Consider the following 19727-nt stretch of genomic DNA (forward strand, 5'->3'; position numbering starts at 1 on the left):
TAGGTCGTACCGGCCGCGATGGTGAGCGGGGTGGCGAGCGCCTGCTGCTGCCAGCCCGATGCGCCTTCGCTGGTGAACGTGACCGTCGCCAGTTCCTGGCCCGTTGCCGACCAGATGTGGCCGACATGGGTGCCGGTCTCGTTCGAGGCCTTGTAGTACCGGATCGCCTGGATCACGCCGGATGTGTCGCTGGTGAAGCGCATCCCCAGCTCGTAATCCGCCCCTGTCCCGTCGGTGGCATTGGGGATGGACGGTGTCTGGGTGGTGAGCAGAGTGGTGGTGACAGCCACGTTGTACTCCCCGGGCTAGTCAAGGAATTTGGCTAGGGTCTAAACTTGCCGGCCGACCTGTGCGAGGTGCAGCGACAGCGTGGTTGTTGCGGTACTCGAATTAATAATTTTAAATAACATAAAAGGCAATTAAATAGAAATTGTTTTTAGCTGCTGGGAAGTAACGCTGGTCAACTTCTCTTGAATTTTGAACGAAGCGGGCGCGCGTCACGGACCGTGCACTATCCACGTCGCTCGATCCCGGGGGAAGAGGCGCCACAATTTGAATGAAGCGGCTGCGCACTTCGTTGCCAGCCCCGAAGACGCTCGCGATGCGCAGCTCTTATGGTTCCAACCGTTTCGCGATCAGGTCGGCGAACTCACCCAGGTTCCGGGCCGTTTCGACTTCGCCAACGCGAAATCGCACGCGAAACTTCTGCTCGACGGCGATGACGAGCGAGATCTGCATGAGGGAGTCCCACTCCTCGACGTCGGCCGCCGACAGCTCGGGCTTGGCCGCGACCTTCTCAAGGAAGATGCCGTCGAAGACCTCCTGCAACTTCGCTAGTACTTCAGCTTGCTTCATAAGCCCTCCGGGTTACGCGGATCTTTGTCGAACGCCTCTTATACTTCTCCACCTTGAGCTCGAACTCCTTTCGGGAGGCGGAGTCTTCCGTGTGCACGAAGCCAAACTCCTCGTAAAAGCTGGCAACGATCCCGTTTTTGGCCGTCGGAAGATAAATGCCGCGCACTCTTGCGCAGCCGGCGACCTCTGCAAGGCGAAAAACCTCATTCATGATCTCGTCCTCGACCTGGCGCTTAAGGACGCGGCAGCTCATGAGCCAGGTATCGAGAACGAAGACGCCGCCCTCGATCTTTGCAATGACCACAGAGATGAGCCCGGTATCACCGAATCGATCCTCAAGCCGCATCGTAAAGCACCGGTAGTCCGGTCGTCTTAAGAGCCCCTGGATCTCGGTTTCGGATCGACGCAAGGTCGTCAGGTTGAACTGGTTGCTGCGCGCGATCAGCTGGGCAATGCGGGGTAGGTCGAGCGAGTCGAACTCCTTGATCGTGCCTCTCATCTCCAGCGAGGCGAGATAGGCTGGCATGTCGGTCACGCTCGCCGCGAGCTCCGTACGTCGCCGTTCCTGCCTATACTGCGTCGTCCGTTCGAGATCCTCCTCTGTAACGTTCCGAGGCTCGAAATGGCGCCCGGCCTGGAGGCGGCCGATGAATTCGGCGGGATCTGGCCCCAGGAGCACGCCGTCGACCTGGGGCTGAAACTGGCGCACGATCTCGATCTCCGCGGGGTTGTCGTCGGCGAAGACGAAGCTGTCCAGGCCAACGCGGAGTTCATCCGCGATACGCTGCAGGTTGTCGGACTTCGGATCCCAATTGGCTTTGAAGGCTGCGAAGTGCTCCAGGCGGAGAACCATCTCTGGATGCTGCTCGAAGACCTCGATCGCGCGCGCATGGTCGTTCTTGCTGCATACCGCGAGCAGGACGCCGCGTTCGGAAAGCGCAAGGAGGTACTTCTGGAAAGCCTTGAAAGCTTCGCCGCGGGGAGACGAGTCGCCAAGTTCGATTCCCTCGATACCGTCCTCCGCGATCACGCCGCCCCATAGCGTGTGATCCAGATCGACGGCCAGCACCTTTTTGGGACCTTGCTTACGGGAGGCGATCAAATGGCTTAGCTCTTGCGCGACGTCCACTAGAAAATCAGGTGAACCGGGCTGCTTCGATTCGTACCACCCTCGCGCATCCTCCGCGGCCGCGATCCCTCGGCGTGCCGAGAGGAACTCGACGTCGCAGATTTGCACCCCGGCCGGGGCCCGGAGCCCGAGCTCAAGGTTTACCGCCTTGCGGAAACTCCAATCGGCGCCAAGCGTGCGTGAACGGAACGAACCGAGATCGAGGTCACCGGGCAGCGGAAGATTGGCGAGGATCACCGACGCACCTGAGCGTTCGATGAAAGTCTGCGCGAGGTTGAGGAGGTGCTCCGCAGCGCCAACTGCAGCTGCGCGCTGATGTTCCACGGCATCGAGGAGCGAACCGGAAAACCGGTAGCGCCTCGCGTTCGGCAGAATGAAGGCGAGATCCGGCTTGAAAGCGTACAGTGGGCTCGAACCGTCGAGCATTTCCGAGACGAAATTATCATAGTCGCCGAGGAAGCGTTCGCACTCAACTCCACGAATGGCCAGGAGGTGTTCAACCAATTCGTGCAATGGGTACAGGTTGTAACCGCCGATCAATGCGAGGCGGAGTCTGGGCTGGACACCTTCGGTCGTATGTCGCTTCGCCTTCTTCCGAAGTGTCGACAGATAGAATATTTCGGAAAAGCTCGCAGCCTGCCGCGAGCGGGCGGCAAGATGTCCCCAGAACGCGGCGTCGCCGGATAGCGCCAAGGACTTGAGTTCGGCATCATTTAAGTGCCGGTCCGGCAAGACGGGAGCAGCAGCGAGAATAGCGGGCCTCCACTAAGGAAAGCATCATCATTTAATTGCCACGCACCTTAAATAACGCTAGCTTTCCGGTCAATTAAATATATTTAAATTACTCGAATTAAGGTCTATGAATAGATGACGGCGCATATGGGATTGGAGCCGCTGGGCTTGGCCACGCTTTCTACCAAGACTGAGAATCTCAAACGGCTTCCCGAGGGAAATAACCTGACCCTGCGAGAGATCCGGCTGGACGACTCCGCGCAAATCGTCGCCTGGCGAAATGATCCCGTTCTCGGTAAGTTCCTGACCCGCGAAAAGCTGACGTTGACCCAGCAGGAAGAGTTTTTCCGAACCTACCAGGCTCGGGCGGACGACTACTATCTCATTGCCGAGTTCAAGCGGTCGAAAAAGCCGGCTGGCAGCATCGCCATTGCAAACGTGGATTTCGCGGCGAAACGCGGCGAGGTGGCGCGGTTGATCGTCGATCCTGGTGCGCGTCTCTTTGTGGCCGAGGTCTTCGATCTGCTTTTCACGTTTGCGTTCGCGGAGCTAGGGCTTTCGGTCGTCGTGGCCAACGTGCAAAGCAAGAACGTTCTCTCGAAGAGCTTGCATATTCGCCTCGGTTTCCAAATCGAAAAGATTGCATCCCAGGCTTGGTGGAACGGCGACGACGTAATCACGTTTCGAATGTCGCGCGAAGATTATCCGCGATTGAAACAGGTTTGGTCGGCGCTGCTCCTCGATGCGCGAGAGGAGTAATTGCCCTACCAGCTAGGCCAGCACAGTCGGCGCAGGCATCCCGCTTCTGGAGGCGATGAATTTCACGCTGGAATTAGGTGTTGCCTGTCTTCTGGAGCACCCCATCGCCCCACGTGGATCACGGACCCTTTGCTTCTTCCCGCCTGCGTGGCGCCCGACAGAAATCGTATCGTTGACTGCTGCACGGGTTTGACATGCGCTGTAGTGTTTCTCGCCTCGGCGACGCTTTATCGAGGCGAGGGCGGGGTGTGAATCGGCGAAAGCTCGATCAGGGGCTCAGTAACGATTTGCGCGAATCCGTCAGTCGAAATAGGTCTACTGCGCCGAACGCACTCGGCAGCACGCAGGCCGCCTGCCTGCAGTCTCACGATCGGTTCAGGGCCAATCTCCGAGAGGAGAATGCCCATGTGCCCCAATGCGGGAGGCGCTGTTGGCCAAACGGCCAATCCATTTGCTGACAATACGGTTCGATCCATATCGCCCCAAAATTGCACGATAACCCCGCCGGCGGGCGCGCAAGCAGCGAGGTGCGTTGCTTCCGGCGAACCGATACGAGGCTGAGCCGCCGGTCGCAGCGCGACGATGATTGCGTCCCACTCGTCGCGATACACAGCTTGGACGCTGTCAAAGGTTTCCACGCTCGCTCCAGAGTTCGCGAGACCGGCGCGGAGCGAGCCAACAAAGTCATTGTCACACAGCACACCAATGCGATTCTTGTAAACGGGTAAACCGCAATCGTGAAGTTGCTTTACGCTCAGTGGACCGAGAAACGAGAAGACATCGACTGCCGGGTGGCGTTCGTTCACGCCGACAATCGGAATTCCGCGCCGCAAGCACGCTTGCATGTCGAGGTCGTTGGCGCGAAATTCCCAAGCCTCAAACATCAAGGCGATAACGGCCTCCTTTGGTAACTTATCGATTAGCGCACCGGTAAGAGGCCGAAGATGGCCGCTGTTGGTTATAATATCCGTTTGATTGAGAATACCCGGGGTGATCTGCTCCAAGACGTCGATGCGATCGGCCACACCGACCGAATCTGCAAGCTCCAGAGTCTGTCGCCTGGCATCGCCCTGTGTGCCGTGCCGCGTAGGTTTCGTGAAGGCATAGACGTGCCTGGCTCCAGCCATCGCTGCCAGAACGGCCGTCACGGCATATGCGCCGGTCGCAGCCTCAGTGAGAACCGTTAATTCCGACAGGTCTAAGAGCGTTTCCGTGAGCGCTCGGCTCATCAAGGCTCCCAGACGCGGCAGCGAGAATCCTGGTCGCAAAGCCGTGTCGAAGCCAGACCGCAATTGCCCGAATGCTGCTCCGGTCCCGGTTCCGGTCATGAACTGACTTTCGTTTTTACACTTGGCGAGAGCAATGCTTTGTGCGCTGCATGTGTGGTCGAGCTGCCCTGAGCTCGTTGTGCGCCGAAAGGGTTTTATTGGCGAAGGATGCTTCCGAGTTAATTAATGAATTTATAATTATATTATTGCAGATTTAATGTCAACGACGACCGTTGGGCCCGAGACGGTGCGATAATGCAGCCTCATAGCTAGTAATGGCCGGTGAGCATTATGCCGTGACGGCGGGTCGGCATTTGAAATTTCTGAATCAAAAGTTAACTTGCAGTATGTCCATTCTGCCCTATTTTCACCTCAGCGACGATTGGAGGAGGGCACTGATGACCTACCTCGACGCCGACGGCGAAGACCGTCGTGCGTTCTTGAAAAGCTGCGGAAAATTTGCTGCCGTTACCCCTCCAGCCATGACGCTGTTGCTGTCTACCTCTCTGACTTCAGCCGCCATAGCCAGTTCAGACGGCCGTATTGTGCATGGCAACAGTGGCTACGGCAACGGCGGCGGTGACGGCAGTCCTAACAATAGAGAGGATCGCGATCGCTAGATTTCGTGGTCCATGGACGGCCGCGCCGTCGCGGTGTGTACGGCGTCGGGCCGGGCCGTGCTCAACCAGTCCGGCGGCGCTTGTGGATGGACGAGCGGTTAATCAACAAATCGTTCAGCTTCTTGCCGGCTCGGAGCTGCGCCTTCAGCCAGCGGGGTTGCTTGCCACGACCGGACCAGGTCTCGGACGGGTTTTTCGGATTTTGATACTTCGGCAGCACTGGCGGGTAGGGGCGGCGCGCACGTTCCCCGTTGGGGGCCCCGGAAGTTCCCTCGATCCTGCGAAGCCGCTCTTCGAGCTTGGCTTTTTCCGCAATCATTCTCCGACTAAGAACAGTCGTCACTTCATCGTAAAGCCGCCACAGCTCGGCTGTGGCCGTGGATGCCCACTCGTCGTTCCCCATGGAAGCCGTCCCCACTACTTCCGATTCGAAATAGGAGGGGGGCTTATCAGGTCAAAGCCCCGTCGGGCAAGCCTGATCGGCCCGCGCACAGAACTCTAGTGTGCAGTGCGGTACTTCTGGCGCTACCAGCCGGGCCTGTGCCTTCGACCGGCCGGTCGCCTCCCAGCCGGTCTCCGCCGGCGGACCCTTCGCATCGGGCCGAGCAGGCGCTGCTCGGCCATCGACACGCGACTACGTAAATTCTGCAATTCGGTGAATTGAACGATCAGAGATTCATGCGTTTGCCGCAAAACAGCCGAAGAATACATATGCCACCTACTCATTACCAGCGATGACCCGTGACCCCAAATTGAAGTTTGCCGGGTTGGCGAAAATGTCGCCCGAACTTTGCTGACCAGGTTTTCATCGGTGCTACTGCCGAAGCAGAGCCGTTGTCGTTCGAGACGTCTGATTAATGGTTGAAAAAACTTCCACTCCTCATATTGATGTTGGATGAATAGTATTACTTTTGGCCTCCTCTTCGTGTTATGGGTCGAGGCTTTTCAGCTGCCTCGCTCCGGTCAAGTTTGTCGAATGTTAGATTTGAATCATGAATGTGACTATATATCGTTCGTAATAAGTGGTCGGCGATGAGCTTGATAGCGGTTAACCAATCCTGACAAGGCAGCCACATACTGGACCGCCAGATCTGCGGGAGAGTTTTGCAGATCGTAGCCAGCTGAGAAGGCGCTGTTTTGTAGATGAATTCGCTGCTTCGGATTTTCCATGGAGGACCGGAATCCTACGGTGCTGCACGCATTCTCAAAGCGAGTTACAGTGGTGTGGCCATCATGCGTTGCCGATGCGCCGTGACGAATTGACAGTGCGGCGTTTTGGCAGACGGATCGGTTGTGCTTCCCGCGCGTCTTGAGGTGAATGCAGGAATAAAAACTGCCGCGCGGGGTATCAGGAATAGGCAGGGGAAGCATGCGCCGCATCAGAGTCGTCATCGCGGATCGGCACCCGATCGTCTTGCAGGGGATCAGCAGCGTCCTTGCGGCGCAGCGCGATTTTGCGATCGTGGCCGCCTGCGGCGATACTGCAAGCTGCATTGGGGCCATCCGACTTCTGGTGCCCGACATTGCACTGGTCGATATTGCAATGCCCAGTATCAGTCGACCGGACATTCTGGCTATCGCAAACACCGCTGGCCAAGGTACCCGGGTCATTTTCTTCGCTGAAAAGGCCGGCGATCAACGGTTGCAGACGCTGGCCGCGGGCCGCGCCTGCCTCGTCCTCACGAGAGATGCTGAGCCGGAGATGCTGGTCGCGACCCTGAGGAGGGGTGCGGAACGCCAGGGACCGGCATCGCGGTCGCCGTGCACAGGTGGCGAGGTCCGTGGGGAGTCTCACACCGGTGAGGAAAAGGCTCCGACGCAGCTGACCGACCGGGAGCGGCAGATCATGAGACTTGTATCGGAGGGGCTGTCGAACAAGGAGATTGGGCGTTTCCTGAACATTACCGATGGTACGATCAAAGTCCACCTTCACCACATCTTCCAGAAGCTCGATATCAGCAATCGAACAGTTCTCGCGGCATTTGCAATTTCGCAAAACGGGCAATATGCGGCCGCACGTGAACTCGCCCCTTCCGGCCTACTACAGCAGGATTCGGCGGTTCGAAACGACGAGGACGTCAAGCGCGGCAATGTCCTCCCGGAACGTACGCGTTAGCTGGACATCGCATCATGCTGGGCGGTGAGCATCGGTTGCGGCGCGCAGATGCTCGGCCATGTTGCGGCAGGCTCCTTCGGCCTCAGCCAATGTTCGGAAGGGCGACCCGCTGATCTTGATCGCGCCATTGTTCTCGTAGAGTGGTCGCCAACTCGCCAGGTACCCGGAGCGTCCGTGAAAGCCTGGACCGGTAGGGCTCTCCAGGCTGATCACAAACGAGAAGCCATCGCCGCTCGCGCTCCAGATCTCCATGTTTTCGACGGGCCGGTGAAATTGCAGTGGCATGGCAATCATCCGTCGTGCGCTGCCCTTAATCAAGCTAATCAGATATATGCATATTAAGTATTAGTTTGACACTCCAGATCGGGGCCCGGCGCCGGGACGAGCAAGCCCGAGGCCCTGGAAATGCTGGCAATCTGCCTGTGGCGCACGCTTCGCAGCCTCCATCTTTCAAACAAAATTTGGTTGAAAGTCTATTTAATGTATAATATCAATGAACCAGATTTAAATCAAGGGAAGCGCATCGTGACCCAAGGCGGCAACGAAGATGACGACCGGCGGGCGTTCCTAAAAACCTGCGGAAGATTCGCGGCCGTGACACCCCCCGTCATGACGCTGCTGCTGTCGACATCGCTGACTTCGACGGCCATTGCGCGTTCAGGCGGACAGAACGGAGCAACGCATGGCGACGACAGGGGCCAGTCGTTCTTCGACAACGATCGCCCGTCCTCTGCAGCGTCGGGGTCCTCTGGCAGCGGGGCACCTAGTGGTGGTGGACCTGGGGGGCGCCGTGGTGGGGCATCTGCTGCTGGAGGGCCATCCGGTGGTGGCGGCGGATCCGGCGGGGCGGCCGGTGGCAAAGGACCTTTCGCGACGGGAGGGAACTCCGGAGATCCGACCGCATATGGAGGGGTCGATTGTGTAGATGAAGAAGACGAAGTGCGGAGGCACAAGCCCGACTGCGAGCGAGCCGCCACTCGACTTTCGAGCGCAACCCGCTCCGAGCATTAACAGCAGCTCGACCCGCTGCTGTCGCATTAGTCGCGTTTTCCTGTGATTGCATATTCTTTTGCCCACCGTCAAAGCTGGCGGAATTTCCGCGGACATATTGCAAGGAGACCTCACATGAAACTCTGCGCTCGAGTGGACAACCCCGCTGCTGTTCTTCGTCAGCGTCTCGAAGCGCTTGCCTCCCAACTCGCAGAACTCGAGACTCTCAGGGGCCGAGTGGATCGAGAAGAGAACCATCAGCGCGAGTTGCGCCGGTCCGGCTATCTCAGACGGCGAGCAAGCTCCGAGTGCAACCGAGCCGTCGCTGCAACGTCGCGGATCTAAAGCTCCACCCGGTCGCACCCGATCTAATTATTTCAGCGAGAGTCCGAAAGCGAACGGATGGTTCGAATTTAATCGATAATATTCAGCTTCGGCAGGGGGCGAGCGGTTCCTCCGCAGCAGCCTCCCGTCACGCTGAGAACAGGGGCGCTGGTTTCCTGGCGCAGTACGTGCCGGGAGCGGGGAGTCTTCAATCCATTAACTAGTTTCGCTTGAAAGGATGAAAGCTCGTGAATGATGCCGATGTGAAAGTCGAAACGCAGGCCGATGCGGTGAATGAGAACACGAATGGTGCAAAACCAAGGTTCGATTTGCCGTTTTTGAATTTCCAGGAACTCCTCCGTGGCTTCGCCGAGGGCGCCGCACAGACCAAGAAAAATATCGCGAGCATGAAAGCGACTTCCGAGGAGATCAGCGACATTCTCCGTGAAGCCTGCTCTATGAACGCCAGAGGGGCCGTCGATTACGGCGCCAAGGTCATCGAGATTTCCAAAGAAAATACCAGCGCCACCCTGGAGTTCTTATCCCGGCTCGCTGAGACCAGGTCGCTGCTGGATATCGTGCATCTTTCGACCGCCCGAAGCCGCGAGGCTTTCGAAGTCGTCTCCGCACAGAATCGGGAACTTTGGGATCTCGCGCAAAAAGTTGCGATCGAGACGACCGAGCCCATCAAGACCAGCTTCAACAGAGTGCTGCACAAGACCGTCTGAACCGAGGCTACCGGCCGCGCGATCGACTGGACGGGCGTCTCCGCGACGAGGGGACGCTCGGTCCAGTCGATGGCGGGCCAGCGTGCCCAGAGTCCGCAACTAGTTGCAGGAAATCAAGATGGGTGTGGTGATGATCAAGTGCCCGGAAACGGGCGACGCTATTTCGACGGGTATCGAAATTGATCGCGAAAGGTTTCGCTGCAGCGCGGTATTCTTTTCGCGCACCTATTGCCGGGTCTGCGCGGCTACACACGAGTGGTTCGCGCGAGAGGCCTGGGTCTACGAGCCTGCCCTGGATAGTCGGTTGCCGGGCGGCTGGCACGCGTCTCGCGCCGGCGCGGTGTGAAGAAGTCCTGCTCCGCCACGCGAAATTATCCGATCGATCCTGCGGCTCATCACCTTGTAGCACTCGCACGCCACGGCTTCGAGCCGCGGCCGGTCAATCTCGAGCTGACCGCGGCGGTTGGATTTCAACGCTCTTGACGCGCGCAACGCCCTCACAACATGCGTGACGGTGGTGCGCCGGACGCCCAGTAGCTCCGACATAGTTTCCTGCGTCAAAGGGAGGGGGGTGCTGCCATTCGCCCGGTCGTGAATTTGAAGCAGCCAGCAGGCCATCCGGGCTTCGACGGAATGTAGTGCATTGCAAGCCGCGACGTGCTGAACCTGTGTCAGCAGCGATCTCGTGAAAATCTGCACCATGGATGCGATCGCGGGGCTGCGACCCAGAGCTGACAAAAATTGCGCCGCCGGAATCTGCAGCACGGGCCCTGGTACGCGAACCACCACCGTCACGGGTGAGTGGGATGTGCCAAGCGCCGACGTCAGGCCGATCGCACCTTCATGACCGATCACCGCTACGGCGACACTCTGACCGTTCGGCAAGTCCACGATAAACGTAACAGCACCGCCACAGGGGAAGAGAAGGTGGTCGATCCGATCACCCGATCGGATCGGTACGGCGTCGCGTTCGAGCACGATTTTCCGCAGGTGAGGCGCAAGCAAAGCGAAATCTGCCGGCGGCAACGCTGCTAACAATCGATTACCAACTCTGGTCGCGTGGTCCATCATGGGATTCGTCCCCCACGGATGTCCGGCGCTAGGCCTCGTGCCGGCTGGTGCCCAGCTGTTTGCAAAACTCAACAGGAGTCCAACCGGTTACGCCAGATATGGTTCCCATTGTGGAGGTGTGCCTGTCCGACGGCACTGCAAAGCACAATCAGCCGGCTAACTGGAGTTCGGCAGGCTCGCGGACATCTCAGCTGATCCCTGCCAAGCCTATCGTTCGTTCGTCTCCCGGGAATAGGAAAGTGTCATGGAAGGACTTATGCGATGGATGCCAATTTCGATATGCTCAGGGGCGACCGCCTAATCATTGGTCGTTCCTAATTCGTGGCTGACTCTTAATCAGCGGCTCTGTCGGAATCGTGAATTTTACGTCGACGCACCGGCCTGCGTGGACCGCGTAAGAACGGCGGCTACTGCCGGGCCATCAAGGCGCGAGGTCGGGAGTTAAGCTGCCCTACGGTAAGAGAACAGCGCCTCCATGGTAGTGTGTTTAGCCATGTAGCGGTCTCCCGGCTCGAACCTCGACGCATGTCAATGCGACTGATCCGCCGTCGACGGTAAATCCGCTGAGGCGATTGCGATTCCAGCCGAACCAAACCGGCTCTAAAAAGATCGTCAAGGGATATTGACCGCCTCCAATCGGCCTCTGTAGGTGGGCGTGGAATGTGGTGTGCGACGAATGTCCATCTACGGCCGGATAAGCGCAACAGTGCGACCGATAAGCCATTGATTGTATTTGACCGGTGGCTGACTCTTAATCAGCGGGTCCCAGGTTCGAGCCCTGGTGCGCCCACCAAATCAATGCCTTAGCCAGCGAGGCCGTTTGAGCATCTGATTTTTCAAACGGTCTTCTTTAGCCCACGGCCAACAGCACCCGATAGAGAGGGGCGTCATTCGGACGCCTCAGCAGCTGCTGACTCCTGATTGACTGTCGGCGGATGGCACGACACGAGTGGCGCGGCGGCTTGTCCAGTGATGGATTGGAGCGAGAGTTCAGTGTTTTCAATTTGTTAATTGGTGTCGTGTGCAGGGCGTGTGCACCGGGACATCAAACAAGATCTCACTAAAGGCAGCGGAGGCAGGCGCAAGAGAAGCGGATGTGTGCGCCACTGCAGAACGGCTGGCAGGCGATGCAGATCGAAGGTGTGGTGGACCAGCAAACCCAACCCGCCTGCACAACAGCTTGAACGATCAGCGAAGAATTCCTCGTACTCGCCGATATCGTTGACAAAGCTGAGGTCAACTTGATCTTGTCGAAGTGAAAAACGGTACAGATGGCCGAGTGACCAATTCTCGGTGCCGAAGCATTGAGCGCAACGCGAGCGGCCATTATCCTCCCCTGTCGAAGTAGGGATTGTCGCCGCTGGCGCCGGCAGAGTCGTTCGCAGCCCTTCCGAGATGAATCTTAAGTCTTCCAAGTGCCTCGCCCGACCAATTTCGGAGATTGGCCAGGGCAACCCATGCATCGACATAGTGTTCTGGCGCGTAGACATGGCCATAACCGAGTGGCGTGCCCGTTGCGACCGCCATATCAACGGCGATCTGCAGCATAGTCACGACCGGATACCATCGCAGTTCCGCTGAAACGTCCGGACCCCGCGGTGCATTGATCCAGGTCGGGCGCTGGTAGGCATAGTGATAGTCAAAGAACACGATCGGGTCACTTGCATATTGAAGGAAGACGACGCGCATCGGCCCCCACGGCGTACTGGGGGCGACCGTCGGCCCGTTCTGGTTCATAAACCGCACGAAGCGGCCGTCACGAAATTCCGGCAGCCAGGCAGGAGAGGCGGCATTGCGGTTCGCGGTGATCGAGCGCCAGATCCGGCTCGTAAAAGGTGAGCCGCTCCAGAGAGCCCCAGCGATCGGATCGCCGATCGTCTCGAACAACTCAGCGGAATCTTGCGAGTTCATGGCGCCGAGGCTAAGGCCATGCAGATATAATCTTGGCCGGCGTTCCTTCGGCAGCGTCGTCCAGTGCCCATAAATCACGGCAAACAGGGCACGTGCGGCTTCCGCGCCGTATTCCGGTTGAAACAGCAGGGACAAGGGACTGTTGAGATAGGAATACTGCACGGCAACGCTGGCAACGTCGCCATCGGCGAGATACTCGATCGTATCCATTGCAGCCGGATCGATCCAGCCGGTTCCCGTCGGAGTAACGACGATGAGCACGGACCGCTCAAAGCCTCCCTGGCGCTTGAGCTCGCCAAGCGCCAATTCCGCGCGCCCACGCGCGGTGTCTGCGCCGCGCAATCCCACGTAGACGCGGAGCGGATCCCGGGCGGGACGGCCGGTGAATGCGGCGATCTGCGCGGCGGTCGGTCCGGAAGCCACGAACTCCCGTCCGGCACGGCCGAGCTCATTCCATTTCACCAGCGACGCTGCACTCCCCGTTCTGGTGGCTTCGCCCGGCTGAGGTCGCTCCGGTTCAAGCAGGGCGTCAAATTCCCGGAACGAAGAATCCAACGCGCTAAAGGCGGCGCGGATAAGCAGATTGTTGGCGGTCGACCAGATCAGCAGGACGGCCACGAGAAGGCCGACGAAGTTCGCGATCTTCCTAGGAATGAACCGTCGGATCCGGCCGGAGACAAAACTGGTTACCAGCTTGAACGATTTCGCCAGCCAAAACAGTGCGAAAAACGTGATGAGCGCGATCACGGAGACTTTGGCGGGATGGGCGGTTTCAACCAGCTCCATGTTCATGGCGCTACGGATCGAATTCTGCCATTCCACCGCCCGCCAGAGAAACAAGATAACCGTGACGAAGCAGCCGACTGCAACTGCCACGTTGGCCGCCGATCGGATTCGTGGCGATGGCTCGGGAAGTTCGAGATAGCGCCATAGCCAGCGCCAGAGCACGCCCAGCTCGTAACCGATCGCAAAGCAGGTGCCGGCAAGGACTCCCTGGATCAAATAGCTTCTTGGGACGAGCGTCGGCGTAAGCGCGGCTGCGAAGAACAATGCTCCCAACGCCAATCCAACACCTGAGAGAGATGCCACGTACCGCCAGACAATCTGCGCGGGACTCTTGACGATGTTCATTTGGCCCCTCTCTCCGATGCGGGCTTGTGATCGGGAAGCCCACAGCGGCAATTGAACCTGCGGACGTGAATTGCGGGTGCGAGCAAAGCCGGCAGCGCGCGCGAAACATCCCGCCCAGTCAGGAGAGGGTCATTTCGGACCAACGTCCTTATAGATGATGCCATCCTTCATGATGACCAAGATTTTATTCTCCGGATCCGCGATAAGGCGAATGTCGTCCAGGGGATTGCCGTCCACGAGAAGGAGATCCGCCAAGGCGCCTTCTTCGACCACTCCGAGCTTGCCGGGGTAGGGGTTGCGCGCGCCGGAGAGCGCCAGCAACTCTCCGTTTGCCGAAGTCGCCATTGCCAATGCTTCCGCCGGAGTGAACCAACGTGTGAGATCCACGATACCCTGACCCTGATGCTCAGCCAACGCCTTGGAGAAGAGAATATCAGTCCCGAAGGCCGTCTTGATCTTGTATTTTTTGACAAACCCGTACGTGGTGTCGGTGCCCGCAACCACTTGGCGCATCTGCGCTTGTTGCGCGGCAGGAAGCATGGCTGCGCCGCCAAGGTCCACGAAGGGCTGTGTGCTCAGCCAGATCTTCTCCTCCGCAAGGAGACGTGCGGTCGGCTCATCCATCAAATGACCATGCTCGATCACCTTGACGCCTGCAGCAACGGAGCGTCGAATGGCGTTTGGCGTATAGGCGTGCGTCGCCACATAGGTTCCCCAATCGGTAGCTGCTTCGACGGCGGCCCTCAGCTCAGCCTCACTGAAGGTGGTCACATCGAGTGGACTGAAAGGCGAGGCAACGCCGCCGCCTGCCGTCAGCTTGATCTGCGATGCGCCCTGCATGAGCTGTTCGCGCGTGCGCTTGCGAACCTCGTCGGGACTATCCGCGATCATGCTTCCACCAAGCTGCTCGACGCGGCTCGTTCCGCCGAGACTTTGCGGCAGCTCCCAGAGCTCACGGAAGTCGCCGTGGCCGCCGGTGACTGTGATGACGGCCCCCGACGGATAGATGCGAGGGCCTGCAACGACCCCTCATCGATGGCGCGCTTCAGCGCGAAAGCTGGGCCGCCCATGTCCCTGACGGTGGTAAACCCGCGCATCAGCGTAGCAGTGGCTTCCGCGCCCGCGATCAGCATCGTGTAACCCAAGTCGCTTGAAAGCATTTGAGCAGGGGCTGGACGAACCATCGTCGCATGCCAATGCATGTCGCTGAGCCCGGGCATCAGCACGCGTCCGCCGCCTGCTACAGTGCGGGTGTCCAGGGAACGATCGACCGGAATGGGAGCGATCGCAATACGCTCGATTGTGTTGCCTCGGATGAGGACATTCGACGGAGCGGAGAGGGTCTGGTTTTTCCCGTCGAAAATGCGCACGTTCTCAAAAACCGTCACGGCAGAGCGCTCCTGCGCCAGCCCAGGACCGAGAGCGGCGCATGACGCAAGAATGGCTGCCATGCGCGCGGCTTTTTGCATCCGCACAACAACTTTGGAGAGCATGTCGTTACCTCCTGCTTTGCGGCCTAACGGTCACTCTGGCCTCGAAGTTCAGCCCTATTGATCGCTTTGCGGACAGCGGCTGGGGCGAAATATCCGACCGCGACGAGGACCACGGCCGAGAAGGGCGATCAGCCAGCCTTTTCGATTGCTTGCCATTGCCTAGACCGTCTCATCGATCGGTGATGTCGGCCCACGGGTTGCTTTGGAATTCCCCTTTGCCCGCTCGCGCAGGCGCTGAAACGTCACGTAGAGCATCGGCACCAGGAAGATCCCAACAGAGCTCGCCGCAAGCATGCCTGCGAACACGGCTGTGCCGACGGCCCTGCGGCTGAGCTCGGCGGCGCCGGTCGCAATCACAAGCGGCAGGAGACCAAGGATGAAGGCAACGGAAGTCATCATCACTGCGCGGAAACGCATATGTGCGCCCTGGATCGCGGCTTGCTCGAGCGCCACGCCCGCCTCACGCTGCTCCTTCGCAAACTCGACGATCAGGATGCCGTTTTTGGCGGCGAGTGCGACCAGCACCACGAGCCCGATCTGACCGTACAGATCGAGATTGAGGCCAGCGACCTTGATGCCGACATAGGAGCCGAGCACGCCGACCAGGACCGACAACAGGACCGGAATCGGGACAATCGTGCTCTCATAGAGCGCGACCAGGAACAGATACGCGAACAGCACGGCAAGCGCGAGCACGATGCCTGTCTGGCCGGCGGCCTGTTGCTCCTGATAGGCGGTGCCGGTCCAGTCGAAACCGTAGCCCGCAGGCAGTACGGCATGAGAGACGTCGGCCATCGCTGTGCGGGCGGTACCTGAGGAGACACCGGGCGCCGGGCTACCGTTTACCGTCACTGAGCGATAATTGTTGTAGCGGGTGATCACTTGAGGTCCGGTCACGATCTTGATCCCGGCGAGCGATCTGATCGGCACCATTTGGCCGTTGGCGTTGCGCACGTAGATTTGCCAGATGTCCGAAATGTCGGCGCGATCGAGCGCCTCGCCCTGAACGTTGACCTGCCAGGTGCGGCCAAACCGATTGAAGTTGTTGACGTAGATGCCGCCGAGCGTCGCTTGTAGGGCCGTGAAGATGTCGCTGATCGTCACTCCGAGCGCCTGGGACTTGCGGCGGTCGATATCGAGATAGATCGACGGATTGGTCGCAGTGAAGGTCGAAAAGACGCGCGAGAGCCGTGGGTCGGCGTTGGCGGCGCCGATCAGCGCACCCGTGACACTGGAGATTTCGGCCGGGTTCTGTCCTTCCAACGCCTGGAGCTGGTATTCGAAGCCACCGCCGGTGGAGAGCCCGATGATCGGCGGCAGATTGAACGGCAGGACATTGGCTTGGCGGATCTGCGCGCCAGCGGCGAAGGTTTGGCCGATCAGCGCTCGCGCAGAATCCGTTGCTGCCTTGCGATCGGCAAACGGCTTCAGGCGCGTTACCACCAGCGCGCTATTCGGTTCGGATGCGCCGTCGAGCAGGGAAAAGCCGATGATGGCAAGGACGTGATCGACGGCGGGCATCTGCTTCAAGATATGTTCGAGCTGTTGGGTGACCTCGCTGGTTCGTGCCACCGACGCACCGTCCGGCAGTTGTACCGAGGTGAAGAAGGCTCCCTGATCTTCCTCGGGCAGGAAACCCGTCGGCGTGATCAGCGACATGCCGAAGATGCCGGCGGCGAATAGGGCAATCAGCAGGAGCGAGAGCCCCGCCTTCCGCACCAAGCGGCGCACGCCGCTGCTGTAGCCGTCCCGCAACCAGTCGATGCCGCCAAGCACACGGCCGATCAGGCCACGCCGCGGCCCGGTGTGGCGCAGGAACAGCGCGCACAGCGCCGGCGACAGCGTCAGTGCATTCAGTGCCGAAATCATCATCGCGGCGCTGATTGTCACTGCAAACTGGCGAAACAGCGTGCCGGAAATGCCGGGAATGAAAGCGATCGGCACGAAGACGGAGAGCAGTACCAGCGTGATCGCGATAATCGGCGCCGTGATCTGTACCATAGCCTTCTTGCTTGCCTCGGCGGGAGAAAGCGAGGGCTCGTCCTCCATAACCCGCTCGACGTTCTCGACGACGACGATAGCGTCGTCCACCACGATGCCGATGGCGAGCACCATGGCGAGCAGGGACATCGTGTTGGCCGAATATCCGAGCACCAGCAGCACGGCGAAGGTGCCGATCAGGCTCACCGGAACGGCAACGGCCGGGATCACGGTGGCCCGGAGATTGCCGAGGAACAGGTACACCACGATCACGACTAGCAGGAAGGCCTCGCCTAGCGTCTGCAACACTTCCGCGATGGTGGCACGCACGAAGCTCGTTGAGTCGTATTGGACGAGGTAGCTCAGCCCGGTGGGAAAATGCTGCGACAGCCGCTGCATCGTCGCTGTCACCGCCTGTGCGGTGGTCACCGCATTGGCACCCGGCGACAGATAAATCGCCATCGGCACGGCCGCACGTCCATCGATCCGCGCTTCACTGTCGAGATTTTGGGCGCCCATCTCGACGCGGGCGACGTCGCCCACGAGCAGGGATGAACCGTCCGGATTGGCCCGCAGCACGATTTGGGTGAATTGATCGACGGTGGCGAGCCTGCCCAGGGTCTGCACATTGAACTGGAACTGCTGGTCGTCGCTGATCGGGCGCGCGCCGATGCGGCCGACCGGAGCCTGGACGCTTTGCGTACGGATCGCGGCAATGACGTCCGACGGCGTGAGGTTGAGGCTGGTGAGCCGCTGCGTGTCAAACCAGATCCGCATCGAGTAGTTCATCTTCGCGAACAGGTTCGCCTGGCCGACCCCCGGCGTGCTGGCGATCGCATCAAGCACGTTGATGATTGCGTAGTTGGTGATGAAGAGCGGGTCCTGTTGGCCATTTCCGCTGTAGAGTACGAGGAACTGCAGGATCGACGAGGAGCGCTTGTGCACCGTCACGCCCTGCTGCTGTACTTCTGTGGGCAATTGCGAGAGAGCACTCTGCACGCGGTTGTTGACGTTGACGGTATTGATGTCGGGGTTGGTACCAAGCGCGAACGAAACCGTCAGTGTGTAGCTGCCGTCATTGGCGCTAGTCGATTTCATGTAGAGTGCGCGGTCGCTTCCAATGATCTGCGCCTCCAGCGGCTGGGCGACACTGCTCTCTACAACCTCGGCGGACGCGCCAGGGAAGATGCCGGCGACCGTGACCTGTGGCGGCACGATGTCTGGAAATTGCGCCACCGGGATTTGCGCCAGCGCCAGTGCGCCGGCAATCGTGATGATGAATGCGATCACCATCGAAAGCCGCGGACGATCGATGAAGACGGCGGACATCATGGTTTGTTATCCGCCGGACGAGCCTTGCCGGAGGGGCCGTGATCCGTTTGCGGAGCCGTGCCATCTGCGGCGGCTTTCATGCTCGACAGGATCAGCGCGCTGGCTGGTCCTGGCGACACGGTCTGGCCGGGACGAACCCGCTGCAGGCCTTCGACAATCACCTTGTCGCCGGCCGCAAGTCCGGCGATCACCGCCGCGACAGTCGGGGTCGATTGCCCGAGCTGGATGCGACGCTGTTCGGCTTCGTTGTCGGCGCCGACAGCGAGAACATAGTTGCCCTGCTGATCGGAGAGCACGGCCGAGCGAGGGATCACCAGCACCTCGACCGGCTGAACGCCCTCAAGCACTACGGTCACGAACTCGCCATCGGTCAACTCGTGAACGGAGACACCGGCCGCCGAGGGCGCCCGCAGGATCGGATTGGCGATCTCGCCACGCACGGTGATCGTATCAGTGCTCTGGGCAATGGTATTGTCGACGAAGTTCAGCTTGCCGGCTTTTCCGTACATTCGCCCGTTCGGCAGTCGCAGCCTGATGACCACGGCTTCCAGACCGCCTTGCGGCGCGTATCGTTCGCGCAGCTCCAGGCCCTGACGCACCGGCACGGGAAAGATGACATATATCGGGTCTTGGCTTACGATGCTGGTCAGTACCCCCGAGCTTGGACTGACGACGTTGCCCACCGTCACCGCCGTTCGTCCGATCTTGCCCGCGATCGGCGCGCTGATCACTGTGTAATCGAGATTGATCTGAGAGGCCTGGACCCCGGCTTGCGCGGCTCGCACCTGGGCTTCGAGGCTGCGCTGGTTCGCGATTGCTGCGTCGTAGGTGGACTGTTGCCCGGCAGGGCCTCCGAGCAAGGTCCGCGCGCGTTCGGTTGTCAGCTTGGCATTCTCGAGTGTGGCCTCAAGCTGGGACACCTGCGCCTGTTTCGATGCGAGATCCGATTCGAAGGGGCCACGCTCCAGCCGATAGAGCTCATCGCCTTTGCTGATCTCGGCCCCTTCCTCGAACAGGCGCCGTTCCAGAAATGCAGTGACGCGAGCAACGAGGTTGACCCGATTGATCGCCTCGATCCGCCCGAGAAATTCACTGCTCTCGGTGATCGGCCGCCTGGCCGCTTCCACGATGCCGACCGCGGGTGGCGCGGCCGAAGTCGACTGGGTTTGGGCCGATCCGCCGGCGATGATCATCAGGAGAGTTGCCCCCGGCAGGCTGATCGAGACGCCAGCAAAGTTCATTGTCCGCTCCTTGCAACGGATCTGGAGCCGGGTCAGTGCTTCACCGG

At 59.7% G+C, this 19727-nt stretch carries 15 protein-coding genes and 2 pseudogenes; 5 read left to right on the plus strand and 12 right to left on the minus strand.

All coding sequences use genetic code 11. The features are described from left to right. The 3 genes from AC0L27_RS35240 to AC0L27_RS35250 all read right to left on the minus strand — a co-directional run. On the minus strand, positions 1-290 hold a 290-nt coding region (locus AC0L27_RS35240; protein WP_473322358.1), incomplete at its 3' end, for a DUF4082 domain-containing protein. A gap of 322 nt (positions 291-612) precedes the next feature. Continuing rightward, complete coding sequence (locus tag AC0L27_RS35245; RefSeq protein WP_354065357.1) at positions 613-855, minus strand: acyl carrier protein; 243 nt, start codon at positions 853-855, stop codon at positions 613-615. After that, positions 842-2716: an HAD-IIIC family phosphatase gene (locus AC0L27_RS35250; RefSeq protein ID WP_473322359.1), complete on the minus strand. Its 1875-nt coding sequence runs from the start codon at positions 2714-2716 to the stop codon at positions 842-844. The genes AC0L27_RS35245 and AC0L27_RS35250 overlap by 14 nt, the downstream gene beginning before the upstream one ends. 135 nt (positions 2717-2851) lie before the next feature. Here AC0L27_RS35250 and AC0L27_RS35255 point away from each other — a divergent pair, with 135 nt between their 5' ends. Continuing rightward, positions 2852-3475: a GNAT family N-acetyltransferase gene (locus AC0L27_RS35255; RefSeq protein ID WP_473322361.1), complete on the plus strand. Its 624-nt coding sequence runs from the start codon at positions 2852-2854 to the stop codon at positions 3473-3475. 227 nt (positions 3476-3702) lie between these two features. Here the strand turns inward: AC0L27_RS35255 and AC0L27_RS35260 are convergent, their stop codons facing one another. Then, the gene (locus AC0L27_RS35260) at positions 3703-4803 is read right to left on the minus strand and encodes a hypothetical protein (RefSeq protein WP_473322363.1); all 1101 of its coding nucleotides are present in this window, start codon (positions 4801-4803) and stop codon (positions 3703-3705) included. 338 nt (positions 4804-5141) lie between these two features. Between AC0L27_RS35260 and AC0L27_RS35265 the strand changes: the two genes are divergently transcribed. Next, a complete protein-coding gene (locus AC0L27_RS35265) occupies positions 5142-5363 on the plus strand; it encodes a hypothetical protein (protein WP_473322365.1) in 222 nt (73 codons plus the stop codon). A gap of 61 nt (positions 5364-5424) precedes the next feature. On the opposite strand, the gene AC0L27_RS35270 is transcribed toward AC0L27_RS35265, so the two are convergent. Both AC0L27_RS35270 and AC0L27_RS35275 read right to left on the minus strand, forming a co-directional pair. Next, positions 5425-5766, minus strand: a complete 342-nt coding sequence (locus tag AC0L27_RS35270) for an H-NS histone family protein (RefSeq protein ID WP_473322366.1) — start codon at positions 5764-5766, stop codon at positions 5425-5427. Positions 5767-6365: 599 nt separating this feature from the next. Beyond that, positions 6366-6743 carry a hypothetical protein gene (locus tag AC0L27_RS35275; RefSeq protein WP_473322368.1) on the minus strand — a complete coding sequence of 126 codons (378 nt, stop codon included), beginning with the start codon at positions 6741-6743 and terminating at the stop codon, positions 6366-6368. Here AC0L27_RS35275 and AC0L27_RS35280 point away from each other — a divergent pair. After that, on the plus strand, positions 6733-7479 hold the full coding sequence (locus AC0L27_RS35280) for a LuxR C-terminal-related transcriptional regulator (protein WP_473322370.1): 747 nt from the start codon (positions 6733-6735) through the stop codon (positions 7477-7479). The two genes, AC0L27_RS35275 and AC0L27_RS35280, sit on opposite strands and share 11 nt — an antisense overlap. 12 nt (positions 7480-7491) lie before the next feature. On the opposite strand, the gene AC0L27_RS35285 is transcribed toward AC0L27_RS35280, so the two are convergent. Next, on the minus strand, positions 7492-7773 hold the full coding sequence (locus tag AC0L27_RS35285; protein ID WP_473322372.1) for a hypothetical protein: 282 nt from the start codon (positions 7771-7773) through the stop codon (positions 7492-7494). Positions 7774-7959: 186 nt separating this feature from the next. Here AC0L27_RS35285 and AC0L27_RS35290 point away from each other — a divergent pair. Together AC0L27_RS35290 and AC0L27_RS35295 are read left to right on the plus strand one after the other, a co-directional pair. Then, positions 7960-8337, plus strand: a pseudogene (locus tag AC0L27_RS35290) (hypothetical protein); the annotation flags it as partial. A gap of 704 nt (positions 8338-9041) precedes the next feature. Continuing rightward, entirely contained in the window at positions 9042-9521 is a 480-nt protein-coding gene (locus AC0L27_RS35295) for a phasin family protein (protein ID WP_473322374.1), read from the plus strand. A 279-nt stretch (positions 9522-9800) separates the two neighbouring features. On the opposite strand, the gene AC0L27_RS35300 is transcribed toward AC0L27_RS35295, so the two are convergent. From AC0L27_RS35300 to AC0L27_RS35320, 5 genes and pseudogenes are all read right to left on the minus strand, one after another. After that, positions 9801-10592 (minus strand): Crp/Fnr family transcriptional regulator, encoded by a 792-nt coding sequence (locus tag AC0L27_RS35300; RefSeq protein WP_473322376.1) that lies wholly within the window; start codon positions 10590-10592, stop codon positions 9801-9803. 1326 nt (positions 10593-11918) lie between these two features. Beyond that, positions 11919-13634 carry an alpha/beta hydrolase gene (locus AC0L27_RS35305; RefSeq protein WP_473322377.1) on the minus strand — a complete coding sequence of 572 codons (1716 nt, stop codon included), beginning with the start codon at positions 13632-13634 and terminating at the stop codon, positions 11919-11921. Between the two features lie 129 nt (positions 13635-13763). Beyond that, positions 13764-15127 (minus strand): annotated as a pseudogene (locus AC0L27_RS35310) (metal-dependent hydrolase family protein). 159 nt (positions 15128-15286) lie between these two features. Then, entirely contained in the window at positions 15287-18439 is a 3153-nt protein-coding gene (locus AC0L27_RS35315) for an efflux RND transporter permease subunit (protein ID WP_473322378.1), read from the minus strand. Further along, the gene (locus tag AC0L27_RS35320; RefSeq protein ID WP_473322379.1) at positions 18436-19680 is read right to left on the minus strand and encodes an efflux RND transporter periplasmic adaptor subunit; all 1245 of its coding nucleotides are present in this window, start codon (positions 19678-19680) and stop codon (positions 18436-18438) included. The genes AC0L27_RS35315 and AC0L27_RS35320 overlap by 4 nt, the downstream gene beginning before the upstream one ends. Between the last annotated feature and the right edge of the window lie 47 nt (positions 19681-19727).

The organism is Bradyrhizobium sp. Ken51, assembly GCF_055807435.1.

What these genes read in the sequence shown, in the direction of transcription:
- AC0L27_RS35245 (WP_354065357.1), bottom strand. Translation starts at nt 855, where the DNA reads ATGAAGCAAGCTGAAGTACTAGCGAAGTTGCAGGAGGTCTTCGACGGC.
- AC0L27_RS35255 (WP_473322361.1), top strand. Translation starts at nt 2,852, where the DNA reads ATGACGGCGCATATGGGATTGGAGCCGCTGGGCTTGGCCACGCTTTCT.
- AC0L27_RS35260 (WP_473322363.1), bottom strand. Translation starts at nt 4,803, where the DNA reads ATGACCGGAACCGGGACCGGAGCAGCATTCGGGCAATTGCGGTCTGGC.
- AC0L27_RS35265 (WP_473322365.1), top strand. Translation starts at nt 5,142, where the DNA reads ATGACCTACCTCGACGCCGACGGCGAAGACCGTCGTGCGTTCTTGAAA.
- AC0L27_RS35270 (WP_473322366.1), bottom strand. Translation starts at nt 5,766, where the DNA reads ATGGGGAACGACGAGTGGGCATCCACGGCCACAGCCGAGCTGTGGCGG.
- AC0L27_RS35280 (WP_473322370.1), top strand. Translation starts at nt 6,733, where the DNA reads ATGCGCCGCATCAGAGTCGTCATCGCGGATCGGCACCCGATCGTCTTG.
- AC0L27_RS35275 (WP_473322368.1), bottom strand. Translation starts at nt 6,743, where the DNA reads ATGCGGCGCATGCTTCCCCTGCCTATTCCTGATACCCCGCGCGGCAGT.
- AC0L27_RS35285 (WP_473322372.1), bottom strand. Translation starts at nt 7,773, where the DNA reads ATGATTGCCATGCCACTGCAATTTCACCGGCCCGTCGAAAACATGGAG.
- AC0L27_RS35300 (WP_473322376.1), bottom strand. Translation starts at nt 10,592, where the DNA reads ATGATGGACCACGCGACCAGAGTTGGTAATCGATTGTTAGCAGCGTTG.
- AC0L27_RS35305 (WP_473322377.1), bottom strand. Translation starts at nt 13,634, where the DNA reads ATGAACATCGTCAAGAGTCCCGCGCAGATTGTCTGGCGGTACGTGGCA.
- AC0L27_RS35315 (WP_473322378.1), bottom strand. Translation starts at nt 18,439, where the DNA reads ATGATGTCCGCCGTCTTCATCGATCGTCCGCGGCTTTCGATGGTGATC.
- AC0L27_RS35320 (WP_473322379.1), bottom strand. Translation starts at nt 19,680, where the DNA reads ATGAACTTTGCTGGCGTCTCGATCAGCCTGCCGGGGGCAACTCTCCTG.